The 15,077-nt window shown below is 71.8% G+C and carries 8 protein-coding genes; 2 read left to right on the top strand and 6 right to left on the bottom strand.

Annotated elements, in window-relative coordinates:
- Positions 1-67: 67 nt before the first annotated feature.
- Positions 68-1,285: an LAETG motif-containing sortase-dependent surface protein gene (locus tag J7E96_RS29395; protein WP_251070590.1), complete on the top strand. Its 1,218-nt coding sequence runs from the start codon at positions 68-70 to the stop codon at positions 1,283-1,285.
- Positions 1,286-1,409: 124 nt separating this feature from the next.
- On the opposite strand, the gene J7E96_RS29390 is transcribed toward J7E96_RS29395, so the two are convergent.
- The 6 genes from J7E96_RS29390 to J7E96_RS29365 all read right to left on the bottom strand — a co-directional run bounded on the left by J7E96_RS29390 (position 1,410) and on the right by J7E96_RS29365 (position 13,400).
- Positions 1,410-3,206 (bottom strand): GMC oxidoreductase, encoded by a 1,797-nt coding sequence (locus J7E96_RS29390; protein ID WP_215135594.1) that lies wholly within the window; start codon positions 3,204-3,206, stop codon positions 1,410-1,412.
- A 26-nt stretch (positions 3,207-3,232) separates the two neighbouring features.
- Positions 3,233-4,849 carry a succinic semialdehyde dehydrogenase gene (locus tag J7E96_RS29385; protein ID WP_215135592.1) on the bottom strand — a complete coding sequence of 539 codons (1,617 nt, stop codon included), beginning with the start codon at positions 4,847-4,849 and terminating at the stop codon, positions 3,233-3,235.
- 143 nt (positions 4,850-4,992) lie between these two features.
- Positions 4,993-6,639, bottom strand: a complete 1,647-nt coding sequence (locus tag J7E96_RS29380; protein WP_215135590.1) for a serine/threonine-protein kinase — start codon at positions 6,637-6,639, stop codon at positions 4,993-4,995.
- Between the two features lie 75 nt (positions 6,640-6,714).
- On the bottom strand, positions 6,715-9,354 hold the full coding sequence (locus tag J7E96_RS29375) for a protein kinase (RefSeq protein WP_215135588.1): 2,640 nt from the start codon (positions 9,352-9,354) through the stop codon (positions 6,715-6,717).
- 151 nt (positions 9,355-9,505) lie between these two features.
- Positions 9,506-11,419, bottom strand: a complete 1,914-nt coding sequence (locus J7E96_RS29370; protein ID WP_215135586.1) for a serine/threonine-protein kinase — start codon at positions 11,417-11,419, stop codon at positions 9,506-9,508.
- A 271-nt stretch (positions 11,420-11,690) separates the two neighbouring features.
- Positions 11,691-13,400 (bottom strand): glycerol-3-phosphate dehydrogenase/oxidase, encoded by a 1,710-nt coding sequence (locus J7E96_RS29365; protein ID WP_215135584.1) that lies wholly within the window; start codon positions 13,398-13,400, stop codon positions 11,691-11,693.
- A 242-nt stretch (positions 13,401-13,642) separates the two neighbouring features.
- Between J7E96_RS29365 and J7E96_RS29360 the strand changes: the two genes are divergently transcribed.
- Positions 13,643-14,905 (top strand): nucleotide sugar dehydrogenase, encoded by a 1,263-nt coding sequence (locus tag J7E96_RS29360; protein WP_215135582.1) that lies wholly within the window; start codon positions 13,643-13,645, stop codon positions 14,903-14,905.
- The last annotated feature ends 172 nt before the right edge of the window (positions 14,906-15,077 follow it).

Below are 15,077 nucleotides of genomic sequence, written 5' to 3'. Positions count from 1 at the left end.
CACGCCACGGCGGCCCTCACATCTCGTGCCGCTGCTTGCTCGGCACGCCAGACTTTCTGAGGTCTACATGAAGCTTCGCCGCGCCATGGCCCTTGCGGCCGCGACGGCCGTCATAGCTCCTGCCGCTCTGCTGGCCGCGCCGACCGCGTACGCCGAGGATGCCCCCACCACCCAGTCCACCTCGGGTTCCACGGGCACCACTGACGGCACGGACTCCGGCACTGACACCACTACGGACACCGACCCGAGCGACGACGCCACCACCGGCGACACCGACACCGCGGGCAGCGACACCGCAGGCGGCGACTCGGCCGGCACGGACCCGTCCGACGACGAGCCGGACACCGGCACGGCGGGCGACACCGACGGCGAGAACGACCCTGCGGACGGCACCGGCGACGAGACGGACCCGGCGGACGGCGACGACCCCGCGGACGACACCGAGGGCGACGAGGACCCGGCGGACGACACCGACCCGGGCACCGAGCCCGGCGACGAGGAGCCCGACACCAAGCCCGGCGACGACGAGGGCAAGGAGGAGGACGAGGACCCGGCGGACATGGGCGACTACGAGCCCTGCGAGCCGGTCTACGACGAGGACGGCGACATGGTCGACGCCGAGTCGGCCCTCCAGCTGGACATCAACGGCCTGCCCGGCAAGATCGTCGCGGGCAGCGGCTGGCACACCTTCAACATGACCGCCTCCAACACCACGGACAAGGCGCTCGGCGAGGTCCGCTGGGTCGCCTTCGTGGACAACTACTCGGAGAGCGAGAACGAGGACGACTGGCTGAGCGAGCACTCGCAGCTCCAGTACCTCGACCCGAACACCAAGACCTGGAAGTCCATCGCGGACTTCGAGTTCATGGGCAAGACCGAGCTCGGTGCGAAGGACGTCGTCGACATCCAGCTGCGCCTGAACATCGACGCGGACGCCCCGGCCGGCGACAGCTTCGCCATCGGATTCGGCGCGTACCTCGACGCCGACGAGGAGTGCTACCGCGAGTCGGTCGGCTTCTGGGAGTTCAGCGTCCTGGCGCCGGGCGCCGGCAACCCGACCCCGGGCGAGCCCAAGCCGATGGATCCGCCGAAGCAGCCCGCGCAGCCCGTCAGCCCCAAGGAGCCGCAGGGCGGCGTCAAGGAGATCGCGGTGACCGGCAGCCTCGCGGAGACCGGTTCCTCGTCCGCGGTGCCGATGTTCGCCCTCGCGGGTGGCGCGGCCGTCGCGGTCGGCGTCGGCGCGATGTTCGTCGTACGCCGCCGCCAGGCCGGTTCCGAGGCCTGACACGGCCCGTATGACCCGGTGACACACCGGCAGAGCCGGTAGAGCCGGCAAGAGGCGCTGCACTCGGAGGGGGGTGCAGCGCCTTTTGCCTGCCCGCTTGCCTGCTTGCCTGCTTGCCTGCCGCTCAGCTCTTGGGCGGGACCGCCGGCATGCCGAGGAACGGCAGCTTCAGCGCGCCGAAGGCATCCTTCGGCACCGCCGGTGCCTTCGGTTCGATCGCCGTGAGGCGCTCGTACGCCGCGTCCTGCGCCGGGCGCACGTCCGGCTCACCCTTGTTGGGCCAGTACGACATGGCGCGCTCCGCCTGTGCGGTGATCGTCAGCGACGGGTTGACGCCCAGGTTGGCGGAGACGGCCGAGCCGTCCACCACCGAGATGCCCGGGTACCCGTACAGCCGGTGGTACGGGTCGATGACGCCCTGCTCCGGCGAGGCGCCGATCGGGCAGCCGCCCAGGAAGTGCGCGGTCAGCGGCGTACCCATGAGCTCGCCGATGTTGCTGCCCGCGAAGCCGTTGATCTCGTCGGCGAGGATGCTCGCGGCGCGCGCCGCCTCGGGGATCTGCTTCGGGTTGGGCGCGCCGTGGCCCTGGCGTGCGGTCAGCAGGCCCTTTCCGATGCCGCCCGGTTTGCGGTACGTCGTCAGGGAATTGTCCAGCGACTGCATGACCAGGCCGATGATGGTCTTCTCCGACCAGCGGTGGTTGGAGAGCGACCGCAAGGTCAGCAGCGGGTGTCTGGCGGCGTTGCCGAGCCAGCCCAGGGCGCGGGGGAACTTGTCGGCGTACGGCACCTGGATGATGGACATCGCGCCCATCGCGTTGGAGCCCTTGCCGTAACGGACCGGCTCGATGTGGGTGTTGGCGTCGGGGTGGATCGAGGACGTGATGGCGACGCCCCGCGTGAAGTCCGCCTTCTTGGCGCCGGTCTTCGCGCCGTGCTTCTTGCGGTAGCGGCGGTCGGTGGTCTGGGAGCCGACGAGGGCCTCTGAGTTGGTGCGGGTCAGCTCGCCCAGTTTCGCGGAGATGCGCGGGAGGTCGCCGCGGTCCTTCATGGTGTGCAGGAGGGTCTGCGTGCCGTACGTACCGGCGGCGACGACGACCTGGCGGGCACGCAGGGTGCGGGGCTCGGCCTTGCGGCGGGCGTCGGTGGGGACGGTGGCGACGCGGTAGCCGCCGTCCGGGTGCTCGGTGAGGCCGACGACGGAGGTCATGGGGTGGACGACCGCGCCGGCCTTCTCGGCCAGGTAGAGGTAGTTCTCGTTGAGGGTGTTCTTCGCGCCGTGCCGGCAGCCGGTCATGCACTCGCCGCATTCGGTGCAGGCCTTGCGGGCCGGGCCCGCGCCACCGAAGTAGGGGTCGGGAACCTCCGCGCCGGGCCCGGCCGTTGAATCACCGTCGGCGTCCTGCCCGTCGCCGAAGAAGACGCCTACCGGTGCCATGTGGAATGTGTCGCCCACTCCCATGGCCTCGGCGGTCGCCTTCAGGTGTACGTCGGACGGCGTCATGGTCGGGTTCAGCCGCACCCCGAGCATGCGCTTGGCCTGGTCGTAGTACGGCGCCAGTTCGTCCTGCCAGTCGGTGATGTCCGCCCACTGCTGGTCCTGGAAGAAGGGAGCGGGGGGTACGTACAGCGTGTTGGCGTAGTTGAGGGAGCCGCCTCCCACACCCGCGCCCGCCAGCACCATGACGTTCCCGAGCAGGTGTACGCGCTGGATGCCGAAGAGGCCGAGCGCGGGTGCCCACAGGTAGTTCTTGATGTCCCAGGAGGTCTTGGGCAGGGTCTCGCGGGTGAAGCGGCGGCCCGCTTCGAGGACGCCGACCCGGTAGCCCTTCTCCGTCAGGCGCAGGGCCGATACGGAACCGCCGAAGCCGGATCCGACGACGATGACGTCGTAGTCGTACACAGAGCTCTCCTGTGGCATTGGCGCTCCTCGTCAAGAAATCTGGGTCAGCGGAAACGCAGGACCTTCAGCGCCTTCAGGCTGGTGCTCATGAACGCCGCGTACTGCTCGTCGTCCATGCCGAAGGACGGGGCCATCGGGATCAGCCGCTGGTGAGCGACGGTCTGGGCCTCGGTGTACTTGAGGATGCCCTCGGAGCCGTGCCGGCGGCCGAGCCCGGATTCCTTCATGCCGCCCATCGGCGCCTGGACGCTGCCGTACGCCGGGGCGTAGCCCTCGTTGATGTTGACCGTGCCGGTGCGCAGCCGGGCGGCGATCGCGTGGCCGCGCTTGCCGTTCTTGGTCCAGACGCTCGAATTGAGGCCGTACGGGGTGGCATTGGCCTGCGCCACGACCTCGTCCTCGTCGGTGAAGCGGTAGATGGAGACGACCGGGCCGAAGGTCTCCTCGGTGCACACCGCCATCGGCGCCTCGACGCCGTCCAGGATGGTCGGTTCGAAGAAGAGCGGGCCGATGTCGGGGCGGGCGACGCCGCCCGCGACGAGCGTGGCGCCCTTGGCGACGGCCTCTTCGACGTGCCGCTTGACGTTCTCCAGCTGGCGCTCCCCGGCGAGCGAGCCCATGTCGGCGCCGTACGCGAGGGACGTGCCCAGGCGCATCGCCTTCGTACGGGCGGCGAACCGGGCCACGAAGTCGTCGGCGATCGACTCGTGGACGTACAGCCGCTCGATGGAGACGCACAGCTGCCCGGCGGAGGAGAAGCAGGCGCGGACGGCGCCCGCCGCGGCCTTCTCGACGTCTGCGTCTTCCAGGACCAGCATGGCGTTCTTGCCGCCGAGTTCGAGGGATACGCCGATGAGGCGGGCGGCGGCGCCCTGGGCGACCTCGCGGCCCGTACGGGTGGAGCCGGTGAAGGAGACGTAGTCGGCGTGCTTGACGATCTCGGGGCCGACGACCGGGCCGTCGCCGAGGACAACCTGGAAGACCTCGGCGGGCAGGCCGGCCTCGACGAGCAGGTCGCGGGCCCACAGGGCGGTCAGCGCGGTCTCGGTGTCGGGCTTCATCACGACGGCGTTGCCGGAGACGAAGGCGGGCAGGGCGTCGCCGATCGACAGCTCGAAGGGGTAGTTCCAGGGTGCGATCTGGCCGACGACGCCGCGCGGCTGGCGCAGCTCGGTGACCTTCGTCAGGGTCGGGATCGCGCCGGTGCGCCGCTTGGGCTTGAGGTACGACGCGGCCTTGCGCCCGTAGTGGCGGGCGGCTATCGCGACGGCCTGGACCTCCTCGTGCGCGTGCAGGCGGGCCTTGCCCGTCTCCAGCTGTATGAGGTCGAGGACCTCGGCCTGGCGCTCCAGCACCAGGTCGTGGAAGCGGAGCAGGATCGCGGCGCGCCGGCGCACGGGTATGGCCGCCCAGACGGGCTGGGCGGCGCGCGCCCGCTCGAAGGCGGTGGCGACGTCCTCGGGGGTGGACTCCGGCAGGTCCGCCAGCTTCTCGCCGGTGAAGGGCGTGTGGTTCGCGGTGCGGCCGGAGCCGACCACGTCACGCGTGAGCTGTGCGACCACCTCGGGGGTGACCACATCGGCCGCGGTGCGCGCACCTGCGGGGGCTGCGGCGAGTGGGTTCGTACCGAGGGCGGCGGCGGGGGCCTGCGTGTCCGTCATGAGGGGGAGAGTAAGCCTCCCGCTCGCCTTTTGGTACCCGCCGGTAACACCTTTTCACCAGCCCCTCACCACCGTGCCAGTGTTCACTGGCAAATAACCCCTGATCAGGGGGCTTGTGCCGGCCCCTGGGCCCGGCTGCCAGTCTAGCCGCGGGCGAACGAGTCGAGGGCGGTGTCGAAGTGCCGCTTGCCGTCGTCCTGCCTGCGGACCGGTGCCGAGACCCCCACCTCGTACATCAGACCGCCCTCCTCCCAGCACAGGTTGTATGTGTGCCGGTCCTCGTCGCCCGGCTCGAAGCCGTCCCGTACAAACTCCCAGAGCGCCGCCGCCAGCCCGTTGTGCGTGGTCCGCGTGACCTTGCCGGCGCGGTAGCCGGGGTGGGTGTCCGGCCCCTTCGCGTGCGCCAGCCGCATGGCGCCGAGCGGGCCGCCCGCTACGGGACTCTGCTGGCGTACGCCGATCCTGATGCTCCTGTCGGGCGACAGGTAGGAGACCTGGTTGTCGTCGGCCGAGCGCCGGTACCCCTCCGGGAGGGCGAGCGTGAAGCCCGCCGGGTCGGTCACCCTGCGGTAGCCGGGTGGGGGCGTGCGGCCGGGGTCGGCCGTGCCGGTCCGGGTGGGTCCCCCGTCGCCGGTGCCCGTCGAGACGGTCGAGGTGACCGTACGGGTGTGCGCGCTGTCCGCACGGCCGCCGCCGCCCTGGCTGTCGCCGTCGCCGTCGCCGTCACGCAGGAACAGCGTCGCCGTCGCCGCGCCCGCCGCCGCCATCACGGCGACGAGAACGCCCGCGACAATCGCGCCCCGGACGCCGCCGCCCCGCACACCGGCGCCTCTGAGGCGCGCCACCTTGTGGGCGAGCGGAACGTACTGCCGCGTGGTCCCGTACGGCTGGGTGGTCCCGTACGGTGTCGCGGCCTTGGGGGTGGTGCCGGTCACGAGGTACGCGAGCAGCAGCCGCTCCGCCTCGGCCGCGCCGAGTCTGCGCTGCGGATCGCGTTCCAGCAGGCGGCGTACGACGGGAAGCAGCGGGCCGACGGCGGCGGGCGGCCGGATGGGGTCGTGCATGACGGCGCACAGGACGCCGCTCAGGGAGTCGCGGTGGAAAGGGGACTCGCCGCTCACCGCCGTGCACAGCAGCACGCCGAGCGACCACATGTCGGAGGCCGGGCCCGCGGCGACGCCCTCCATCCGCTCGGGGGCGGTGTATTCGGGGGACCCGACGAAGGACCCGGCGTCGGTGATCGTCGTACCGCCGTCGAGCCGGGCGATCCCGAAGTCGGTGAGGACGACGCGGCCGCTGCCCGCTTCCAGCAGGACGTTCTCGGGCTTGAGATCCCGGTGCAGCACGCCGCGCTCGTGGGCGACGCGGAGTGCGCCGACCAGGGCGAGACCGATCCGCGCGGCCTCGCGGGTGTCGACCGGGCCGTCGGCCGCGATCCTCTCCGCGAGCGTATCGCCGTCGATCAGCTCCATGATGATGTACGGGAGTTCGGTGCCGGGGTCCTCGACGATGTCGTGCACGACGATCACATGCGGGTGGACCAGCTGGGCCAGGGTCCTGGCCTCGCGCAGCGCCCGCTCGCGCCGCAGCTGCGCGTCGGCGTCGGGCAGGCCGGGTTCGTCGCCGCCGAAGTGGAGTTCCTTGACGGCGACCGGCCGGCCGAGCAGCTCGTCGGTCGCCTGCCAGACGGTGCCCATGCCGCCGCGTCCCAGCCGGTCGCCGAGCCGGTACCGCCCGGCGATCAGGCGGCTGCCGCCCCCGTCCGCCCCGTCCTCGGTTCCCCCGGTCATCCCGTGTGAGTGGTCCACGTCTCCAGTCCCTGCCCGGCGTCCATGAGCCCCAAGAGGCGGTCGGTCAGCCGCCCGTCACACGGCGGGCCGGTAGGCCGCCGTGGCCTGTTCGTAGATCTCGGTGATCTCGTCGCGCTGGGTTTCCGGCCCGATCACCTGGACGACGTGGTAGCGGTCGCCGACGATCATCGCCAGGTTACGGACGTACACATCCCGCCCGCTGCTGTCCTGCCACGTGAACTGACCCTCCGCCATGGCCTGACGGCCCACGTCGATGCGGCGCAGACCATTCTGGGTCGACCAGGAGGAGTCCCTGACGGGCTGGAGCTCGCGCTCCTTCTTGAGCTGGTAGTCCATCGGGTCGCTGCCGTTGTCCTTGACGGAGTCGCGGCCGGGGACGATCAGCAGCTCGAAGTCGCCGCCCCGGTACCGGACCTGGCCGGCGTCGTTGAGCGGGCGCCGCTCCCAGTCCTTGTCGACGGCCGTCTGGAATCCCTCGGGGTCCTTGACCAGCTTGTACCCCTCGGCGACTTCGGTGGCCGGGACGGACGTCTGCGCCTCCTGGGACCCGGGCGTCTTGCGCGCGGGCGGCGGCGTGGACTCGGTCCCGGCGGAGGGGCCGGGGGTGGTGGGCGCGCCGGTGCTCCGGGCGTCGCCCGCGTTCTTGGGGGCGCCCTGGCTGCCGTCCTGCTCCTGCTCACCGGCCTTCGGCATGAAGACCAGCGCGTAGGTGAGCGCGGCGACCAGACCGAGGAGGATCAGGACGAGGAGCGTACGCCCGAGTGAACGCGGGCCGCCGCGTTGCCTCTTCTGAATCCGCGGCTCTTTGATCCGCGGCTCACGAGGCTGACGCGGCTCCCGTGGCGGCCGGGGCGGGCCTGGCTGCCGTGGCTCATGGTGAAGCTGCGGCTCGCGTTGCTCTCCCTTGCGCCCGGCCTTGGTCTTCTTGTGCCGGTGGCGGCCGTGCACGTCCGACGAGGATCCGGCGCGGCGCTTGCGTACGAGCTCGCCGCGGCGGCGCACGATCGGAAGGCGCGCGGCGTCGACGGACGGCAGCGGCACGATGTCCACACCGGCCTCCGGCTCGGGCGCGGACCGTACGAGCGAGCGGAGCCAGCCGCGCAGCTCCTCGAAGTCGGGCCGCTCGGTGGGGTCCTGACGCAGCAGCGACTCGACGACGGGCCGCAGCGGGCCGCACTCCTCGGCGAAGGCGGGCGGCTCGGCGCAGACGAGCTGCACCAGCTCTATGGCGCTCTCCTCCGGGTACGGGGCGTGGCCCTGCACGGTACGGAAGAGGAGGGCGCCCAGGGCCCAGAGGTCGGTGGAGGGGCCGATGGGCGGGGCCAGCTGCCAGTTCTCGTGGAGGGAGCCGGCCTGCTCGGGCGCCCAGCGCTCGGTGACCGCGCCGACGACGGCGATCCGCGCCTGGCGGGCCCGCTCGGCGGCGAGCGGAGTGGCGGGCCCCTGGTAGGCGGGAACGTGCCCGCCCGCCACGAACTCGTCCCAGCTCCGGGCCTGGGCCTGTGCGGTGGAAGCGTGCGCGTCGGCTCCGGCGGGGGCGTGGCTTCGCTGCTGGGTTTGGTCCTGGCCGCGTCGTAGGCCGTCGGCCCGCATTCCGTCGCCTGCGGCGGAGCGGGGGACCGCCCCGTGCCACGAGTCGTCGAAGTCGCCGGAGGCGCCCGGTGGGCGGCCTTCCGGGGTGTCGCTCGGCGCCGCGCCGGGCCCGGAGTGCCAGCCGCTCGCGGTGGTGCCGGCGAGTTCCGCGGGCGCGGGGGTGGGGTCGAGGTCGACGTACGGGCTGATCGCGCGCGGGCCCCCGGCCGGACGCGGCGCCGGGCGCTGGACCGGGAGCGAGCCTGTGCCGCCCTGGCCCTGCTCCTCGTTGACCCGGGCCGCCGCACGGGCTCCCGCGCGGTACGCCGCGATGGCCCCGGCGCGCGCGGCGCGGACCTCGGCGGCGGGGCTCCCGCCGCCCGCCGGCAAGGAGGCACGCACGCCGGAGCCGGGATCGGCAGCGGGAGCGCCGCCGTACGGCGCGGCCGCCTCGTGCCCCGGAGGCGAACCGGGGGCTCCCCAACTGCCGCCGCCCTCATCCGCGTCCACCGCCGGCTCCGCCGGCACCGGCACCGGCGCGTATCCGCAGAGCGCCTCCTCCGCCGCGCCGGCCGCGAGCCCGGTCAGGACGATGCGGCCGTCGTCGCAGACGAGCACCGTGCGGACGGTGATGTTCCGGTGGGTCCAGCCATGCGCGTGCAGCACCCGCAGGGCAGTCAGCACGTCGGCGGCGATTTCCGCGGCCCGGTAGGGATTCAGCGGCTTCTCGGCGAGCAGCGCCGCCAGTGGCCGCGCCGCGACCAGTTCACTCACTATCCACAGCGAGCCGCCCTCGGCGAAGACGTCGAAGACCTGGTCGAGCCTCGGGTGGTCGGGAATCTGCGCGGCGGCCTGCGCCGCCTCGATGGCCCGTCGCACGGCGGGATCGGTCGGCCGCCGCGTCGTACGCCCGGCCGCGCGCCGCTGCGCCGCCGCACCGGCGCCGCCCTCGCCGTCCAGGAACTCCGCGTCCACGACCTCGGGTAACGGCACCTGGCGGACGAGGACTTCCTGCCCGCTGTACGTGTCGAATGCCCTGGTCTCGACCAGCTCGTACGCGTCGGAAGGCGGCAGCGGAAGGCGGTAGCGGTCGGCAAGTACCCGTCCCGCGTAGTCGTCCACGACGCCTCCCCAGAGCGCACTGTTCCCCGACTCGGCCCCGACCGCACCAAGTCGTCAATTCCGGTCGCGTACGGTCAGTCCACGAGCTCTCACGATACGTGGCGGAACCCCGCCGCGCCGCCGGGTCTCGGCAACCCGGCGGTTCCGTACATCAGTCCTTCGGCTTGAACGTGTCGAACGCGGTCTCGCGCAGCGTCCGGCACTCCTTGCCGTCCCACTCGTCCGCCTTGCAGGTGACCATGATGGCGTAGCCGTGCTTCGCGTCGACCTTGAAGCCCCTGTTGAGCACGTGAACCCGCATTCCGGCTTCGTCGCGCTCGAACTCCCAGTCGGCGGTGGTGGGGTAGCCGTTGTAGTCGACGGGCCGTATCCCCAGGTGCTTGTAGTTGTCGCTGGCCGCCCTCGCGCCCGCCACGGCCGCGGCCCAGGCCGCCCGCGCGTCGTCACCGGGGCTGCCGGTGAAGTCGACCTGCACGCGCGGATATCCGCCGGACTTGTTGTATTTGCCGCCGGAGTTGGAGCCCGCTATGCCGTTCCGCGCAAAGCCCTTGGGCATCGCCATCGTGAAGTGGAACCGGTCGTCGGTGACCTTGACGTAGCCCTCGGGCAGCCCGCCGTCCTTCGGCGGGTCGTCCGTCTTGGAGTCGTCCGAATCGCCCTGGCCGTCGTCGTCGTTGCCGCTGTCCTTGCCACTGTCGTTGCCGGAGTCCTTGCCGGAGCCGTCACCCGTAGAAGGCACGGGAGACTTGTCGGCCTTTCCGCCGTCCGTTTCCTTGCCCTTGTCCGAGTCGCCCGTGGTGGGGCCGCTCGAAGCGGGCACCGGCTTCTTGGACTTGCCCTGGTCGGAGTCGTCCGGCCCGTTCAGCGCGACAGCGAGCACCGTGCCGAGCACCGCGAGCGCCGCGACCACGGCCACGATCACCAGCGTGCGCCGCGGTACGACGTCGGTCAGCGAGGCCCGCGCCGGCGGCCTCGCGCCCGCGCCCGGTCCGGGCTCCGCCCGGGACCGCGCCTGCGCAGCCTGCTTCTGCTTGGCGGCCTGGGCCGCCGCCGCGTTGCGTACGGACTTCAGCGCGCCCCGCAGCCGCTCGCTCGCGGCCGGACCCGCGTCCGCCCCGGCGTCGCTCCTGGCCGGCCGCACCGCACTGAGCACGTCCTCGGGAACGGGCGGCAGCGCCGCCACCCGCGTTACGTCCAGCGGCGGCTCGGTCTCGTCCGGCTTTTCGGGCAGGTGGATCACGTCGTTGAGGAGCGCGCGCGCACCCGCCTCGTCGAGCCGCTGGGCGGGGTCCTTGGCCAGCAGGCCGTAGATGACCTCTTCCAGCGGGCCCGCGTTCTTGGGCGGGTCGAGCGGCTCGGTCATGACGGCCGTGAGGGTCGCGATGGCGGACCCCTTGTCGTACGGCGGCGTGCCCTCCACCGACGCGTACAGCAGCCCGCCCAGCGACCACAGGTCGGCGGCCGGACCCGGCTTGTGACCACGGGCCCGCTCCGGCGAGATGTACGACGGAGCGCCCACCAGCATGCCGGTCGAGGTGATCGACGGGTCACCCTCGACCTGTGCGATGCCGAAGTCGGTCAGGACGACGCGGCCGTCCTCGGAGATCAGGACGTTGGACGGCTTCACGTCGCGGTGCAGGATGCCCTGGCGGTGCGCGGCGCGCAGTACGTCGAGGATGGCGAGGCCCACTTCGGCGGCGCGGCGCGGCGTCAGCAGGCCGTCCTGGCGCACGACGTCGGCGAGCGACTTGCCCTCGATCAGCTCCATGACGATCCACGGCCGGTCGTCCTCGTCGACGACGTCGTAGACGGTCACGGCGCCGTTGTTGCGGATCCGGGCGATCGCCTTCGCCTCACGCAGCGTGCGCGTGATGAGCCGGCGCTTCTCCTCTTCGTCGATGCTCGTGGGGAAGCGCAGTTCCTTCACTGCGACAGTGCGGCTCAGCGTCTCGTCGACGGCGCGCCATACCGTGCCCATGCCGCCCCGGCCGAGCACCTCACCGAGCCGGTACCGCCCAGCGAGAAGACGCCCCTGGGTGTCCTTGGACTGCTCCGCCTCCGACATGCGTCCCCTCTGCGATCCCTGATTTTCGCCCGCGATGGCTGCGTTCCAGGGTGATGCAGTAACACGCCCTGGCAGAGCCTTCATTGTCCCTCACCGCGCGACCGATCGTGGTCCCGGGTCACCGGGCCCTCTTCACAGCGCGAACAAAAGGGACCACGCGCAGGTCACAGCAGTTTCAGGGCAGCTCCACCGAACCTCCCCGCCACCCGGCCGAGTTCGCCGCATTACGGCCAGTCACCAAATCGGCGGCCGGATCGGCTCCCGGATCGGCTCATTTGATCGGCACGATGTCCGGCGCCCCCAGCCTCGCCGCGTCGGCCGTCAGGTCGTCCGGCTGCCGCTGCGACTCCCGTTCCGCCTCGACCCGCTTCTCGTAGTGCTCGACCTCCTTCGCGATGTGCTCCTTGTCCCACCCCAGCACCGGCGCCATCAGCTCCGCGCACTCGCGCGCACTGCGCGTCCCCCGGTCGAAGGTCTCGATGGAGATGCGCGTACGCCGTGTCAGTACGTCGTCCAGGTGCCGCGCCCCTTCGTGCGAGGCGGCGTACACCACCTCCGCCCGCAGGTAGTCGTCCGCAGCGCTCAGCGGATCGCCCAGCGACGGGTCGCGGGCGATCAGGTCGAGCAGTTCCTCGGCCAGCGAGCCGTACCGGTTCAACAGGTGCTCCACCCGCACCACATGAAGCCCCGTCCGCCCCGCGATCCGCGCCCGCGCGTTCCACAGCGCCCGGTACCCCTCGGCCCCGGCGAGCGGCACGTCCTCCGTGACGCACTCGGCGACCCGCTGGTCGAGGCCGTGGACCGCCTCGTCCACGGCGTCCTTCGCCATCACGCGGTACGTCGTGTACTTGCCGCCCGCGACCACCACGAGCCCCGGCACCGGATGAGCGACCGTGTGCTCGCGCGAGAGCTTGCTGGTGGCGTCCGACTCCCCGGCCAGCAGCGGCCGGAGGCCCGCGTACACGCCCTGCACGTCGTCGCGTGTCAGCGGCACCGCCAGCACCGAGTTCACGTGCTCCAGCAGGTAGTCGATGTCCGCGCTGGACGCCGCCGGATGGGCCTTGTCGAGGTCCCAGTCGGTGTCGGTCGTACCGACGATCCAGTGCCGTCCCCACGGGATGACGAACAGCACCGACTTCTCGGTCCGCAGGATCAGCCCGGTCGACGAGTGGATCCGGTCCTTCGGCACCACCAGGTGAATGCCCTTGGACGCCCGCACGTGGAACTGCCCGCGCTCCCCGATCAGCGCCTGCGTGTCGTCCGTCCACACGCCGGTCGCGTTGACGACCTGCCGGGCCCGCACCTCGTACTCCCCGCCGCCCTCCACATCCTGCACCCGCGCCCCGACGACCCGCTCGCCCTCGCGCAGAAAGCCGACCACCCTGGCCCGGTTGGCGACGTGTGCGCCGTACTGCGAGGCCGTGCGCACCAGTGTCGTCACATAGCGGGCGTCGTCCATCTGGGCGTCGTAGTACTGCAACGCGCCGACCAGGGCGTCCTTCTTCAGCGCGGGCGCGACCCGCAGGGCGCGCTTGCGCGAGAGGTGACGGTGCATCGGCAGTCCGCGCCCGTGCCCGGACGACACCGACATCGCGTCGTACAGCGCCACGCCCGATCCGGCGTACCACCGCTCCCAGCCCTTGTGCTGGAGCGGGTAGAGGAACGGCACGGGTTTCACCAGATGTGGCGCGAGGCGCTCCAGCAGCAGTCCGCGTTCCTTCAGGGCCTCCCGTACGAGCGCGAAGTCGAGCATCTCCAGATAGCGCAGCCCGCCGTGGATCAGCTTGCTCGACCGGCTCGACGTGCCCGACGCCCAGTCCCGCGCCTCGACCAGTCCGGTCGAAAGCCCGCGCGTGACGGCGTCCAGAGCCGTCCCCGCACCGACCACTCCCGCGCCCACGACAAGCACGTCCAGTTCACCATCGGCCATCGCCGCGAGCGCCTCGGCGCGCTCGGCGGGTCCCAGTGTCGCTGTCCTCACTGCTGCCTCCCGTAGTGGTCGGGGTGGCCGGGATCACATCCCTGCCCCCTCGATTCTGTCTGCGCTGCCCGACTTCAGCCACCGCCTGTGGACAGCGGTGGACAACACTCCCGCACCCCGGCCCCGCACAATGCCGCATAACGGTCATATTTACGCTTAGTCTGAAATTGCGCTCGCCCGAACTGTCCACAGGGCTTGCCTGTTGCCTCCCCTCCGGCTATTGGGAAGGACGGCCCACCGCCATGCCCGCAGATCTCGCCGTCATCGGACTCGGCCACCTCGGCCTGCCTCTCGCCCAGGCCGCGGTCGCCTCCGGCATCGACACCATCGGCTACGACACCGACCCACGCCTCCTCGCGGACCTCGCGGCGGGGCGCGCCCCGGCCGACGGCTCCCTCACCGCCGCCGACCTGCGCCGCATGCTCGCCGGAGGCTTCCGTACCGTCACCGCCCCGGCCGAGCTCGGCCGGGTCCGTACCGCCGTCATCTGCGCCCCCACCCCGCTCGGCGCCGACCGTACGCTCGACCTGAGCGCCGTCGGCGACGCCGCCAGGGCCCTGGCGGCGCAACTGCGCCCCCACACCACCGTGCTGCTCGAATCCGCCGCATACCCCGGCACCACAGAAGAATTCCTGCGCCCCATCCTCGAAGAGGGCTCCGGGCTGCGGGCCGGCCGCGATTTCCACCTGGCCTACTCCCCCAGCCGGGTGGATCCCGGCAACCGGCTGCGCAGTTACGCCGGCACCCCGCAGGTCATCGGCGGCCTCACCCCCGCCTGCACCGAATCGGCCGCCGCCTTCTACGGGCGCCTCACCGACAAGGTCGTCCGCGCGCGCGGCCCGCGCGAGGCCGAGACCGTCGGCGTACTGGAAACGAACTACCGGCACGTCAACATCGCCCTGGTCAATGAAATGGCCGTGCTCTGCCACGACCTCGGGGTCGACCTGTGGGACGTCATCCGCTGCGCCGAGACCAAGCCCTTCGGCTTCCAGGCATTCCGCCCGGGCCCCGGCGTCGGCGGCCACGGCGTCCCCGTCGACCCCAACTACATCCCGCACGGCAGCCGCACCCCCGGCCACCCGCTCCGCATGGTCGGCCTCGCGCAGGAGATCAACGGGCGCATGCCGCAGTACGTCATCCAGCGCTGCGCCACGCTCCTCAACGAGCACGGCAAATCCGCCCGCGGCGCCCGCGTTCTGCTGCTCGGCATCACGTACAAACCGGACCTCGCCGACCAGCAGGGCTCCCCCGCCCAGGAGATCGCCACCCGCCTGATGGACCTGGGCGCCCAGGTCGGCTACCACGACCCGCACGTCCCCGACTGGCGCGTACGCGACGTCCCCGTCCCCCGCGCCGACTCCCTGTACGAGGCGGCCGCCAACGCCGACCTGACGGTGCTCCTGCAGAACCACCGCACGTACGACCTCCAGGCCCTCGCGGTGAAGGCCCAGCTCCTCCTCGACACCCGCGGCGCGTCCCCGACGGGTGCGAGCCACCGCCTCTGAGTCCCCAACAGCCGCAGGCCAACAGCTCGATAACGCAATGCCGAACCGTCGGACCGGGCTGCTAGCCTCCGGGATCTACGCTCGCACGTTAGTGCGACGCGTCTCGTTCCCAGGGGATCCACCGTGAGCAAGCCCGTTCCACCGCCTGTCGGCAACCCCTTCGCGGGAGATG

The organism is Streptomyces sp. ISL-96, from assembly GCF_018614035.1.
Classification (GTDB): domain Bacteria; phylum Actinomycetota; class Actinomycetes; order Streptomycetales; family Streptomycetaceae; genus Streptomyces.
This window is presented reverse-complemented; position numbering and strand designations above follow the sequence as displayed.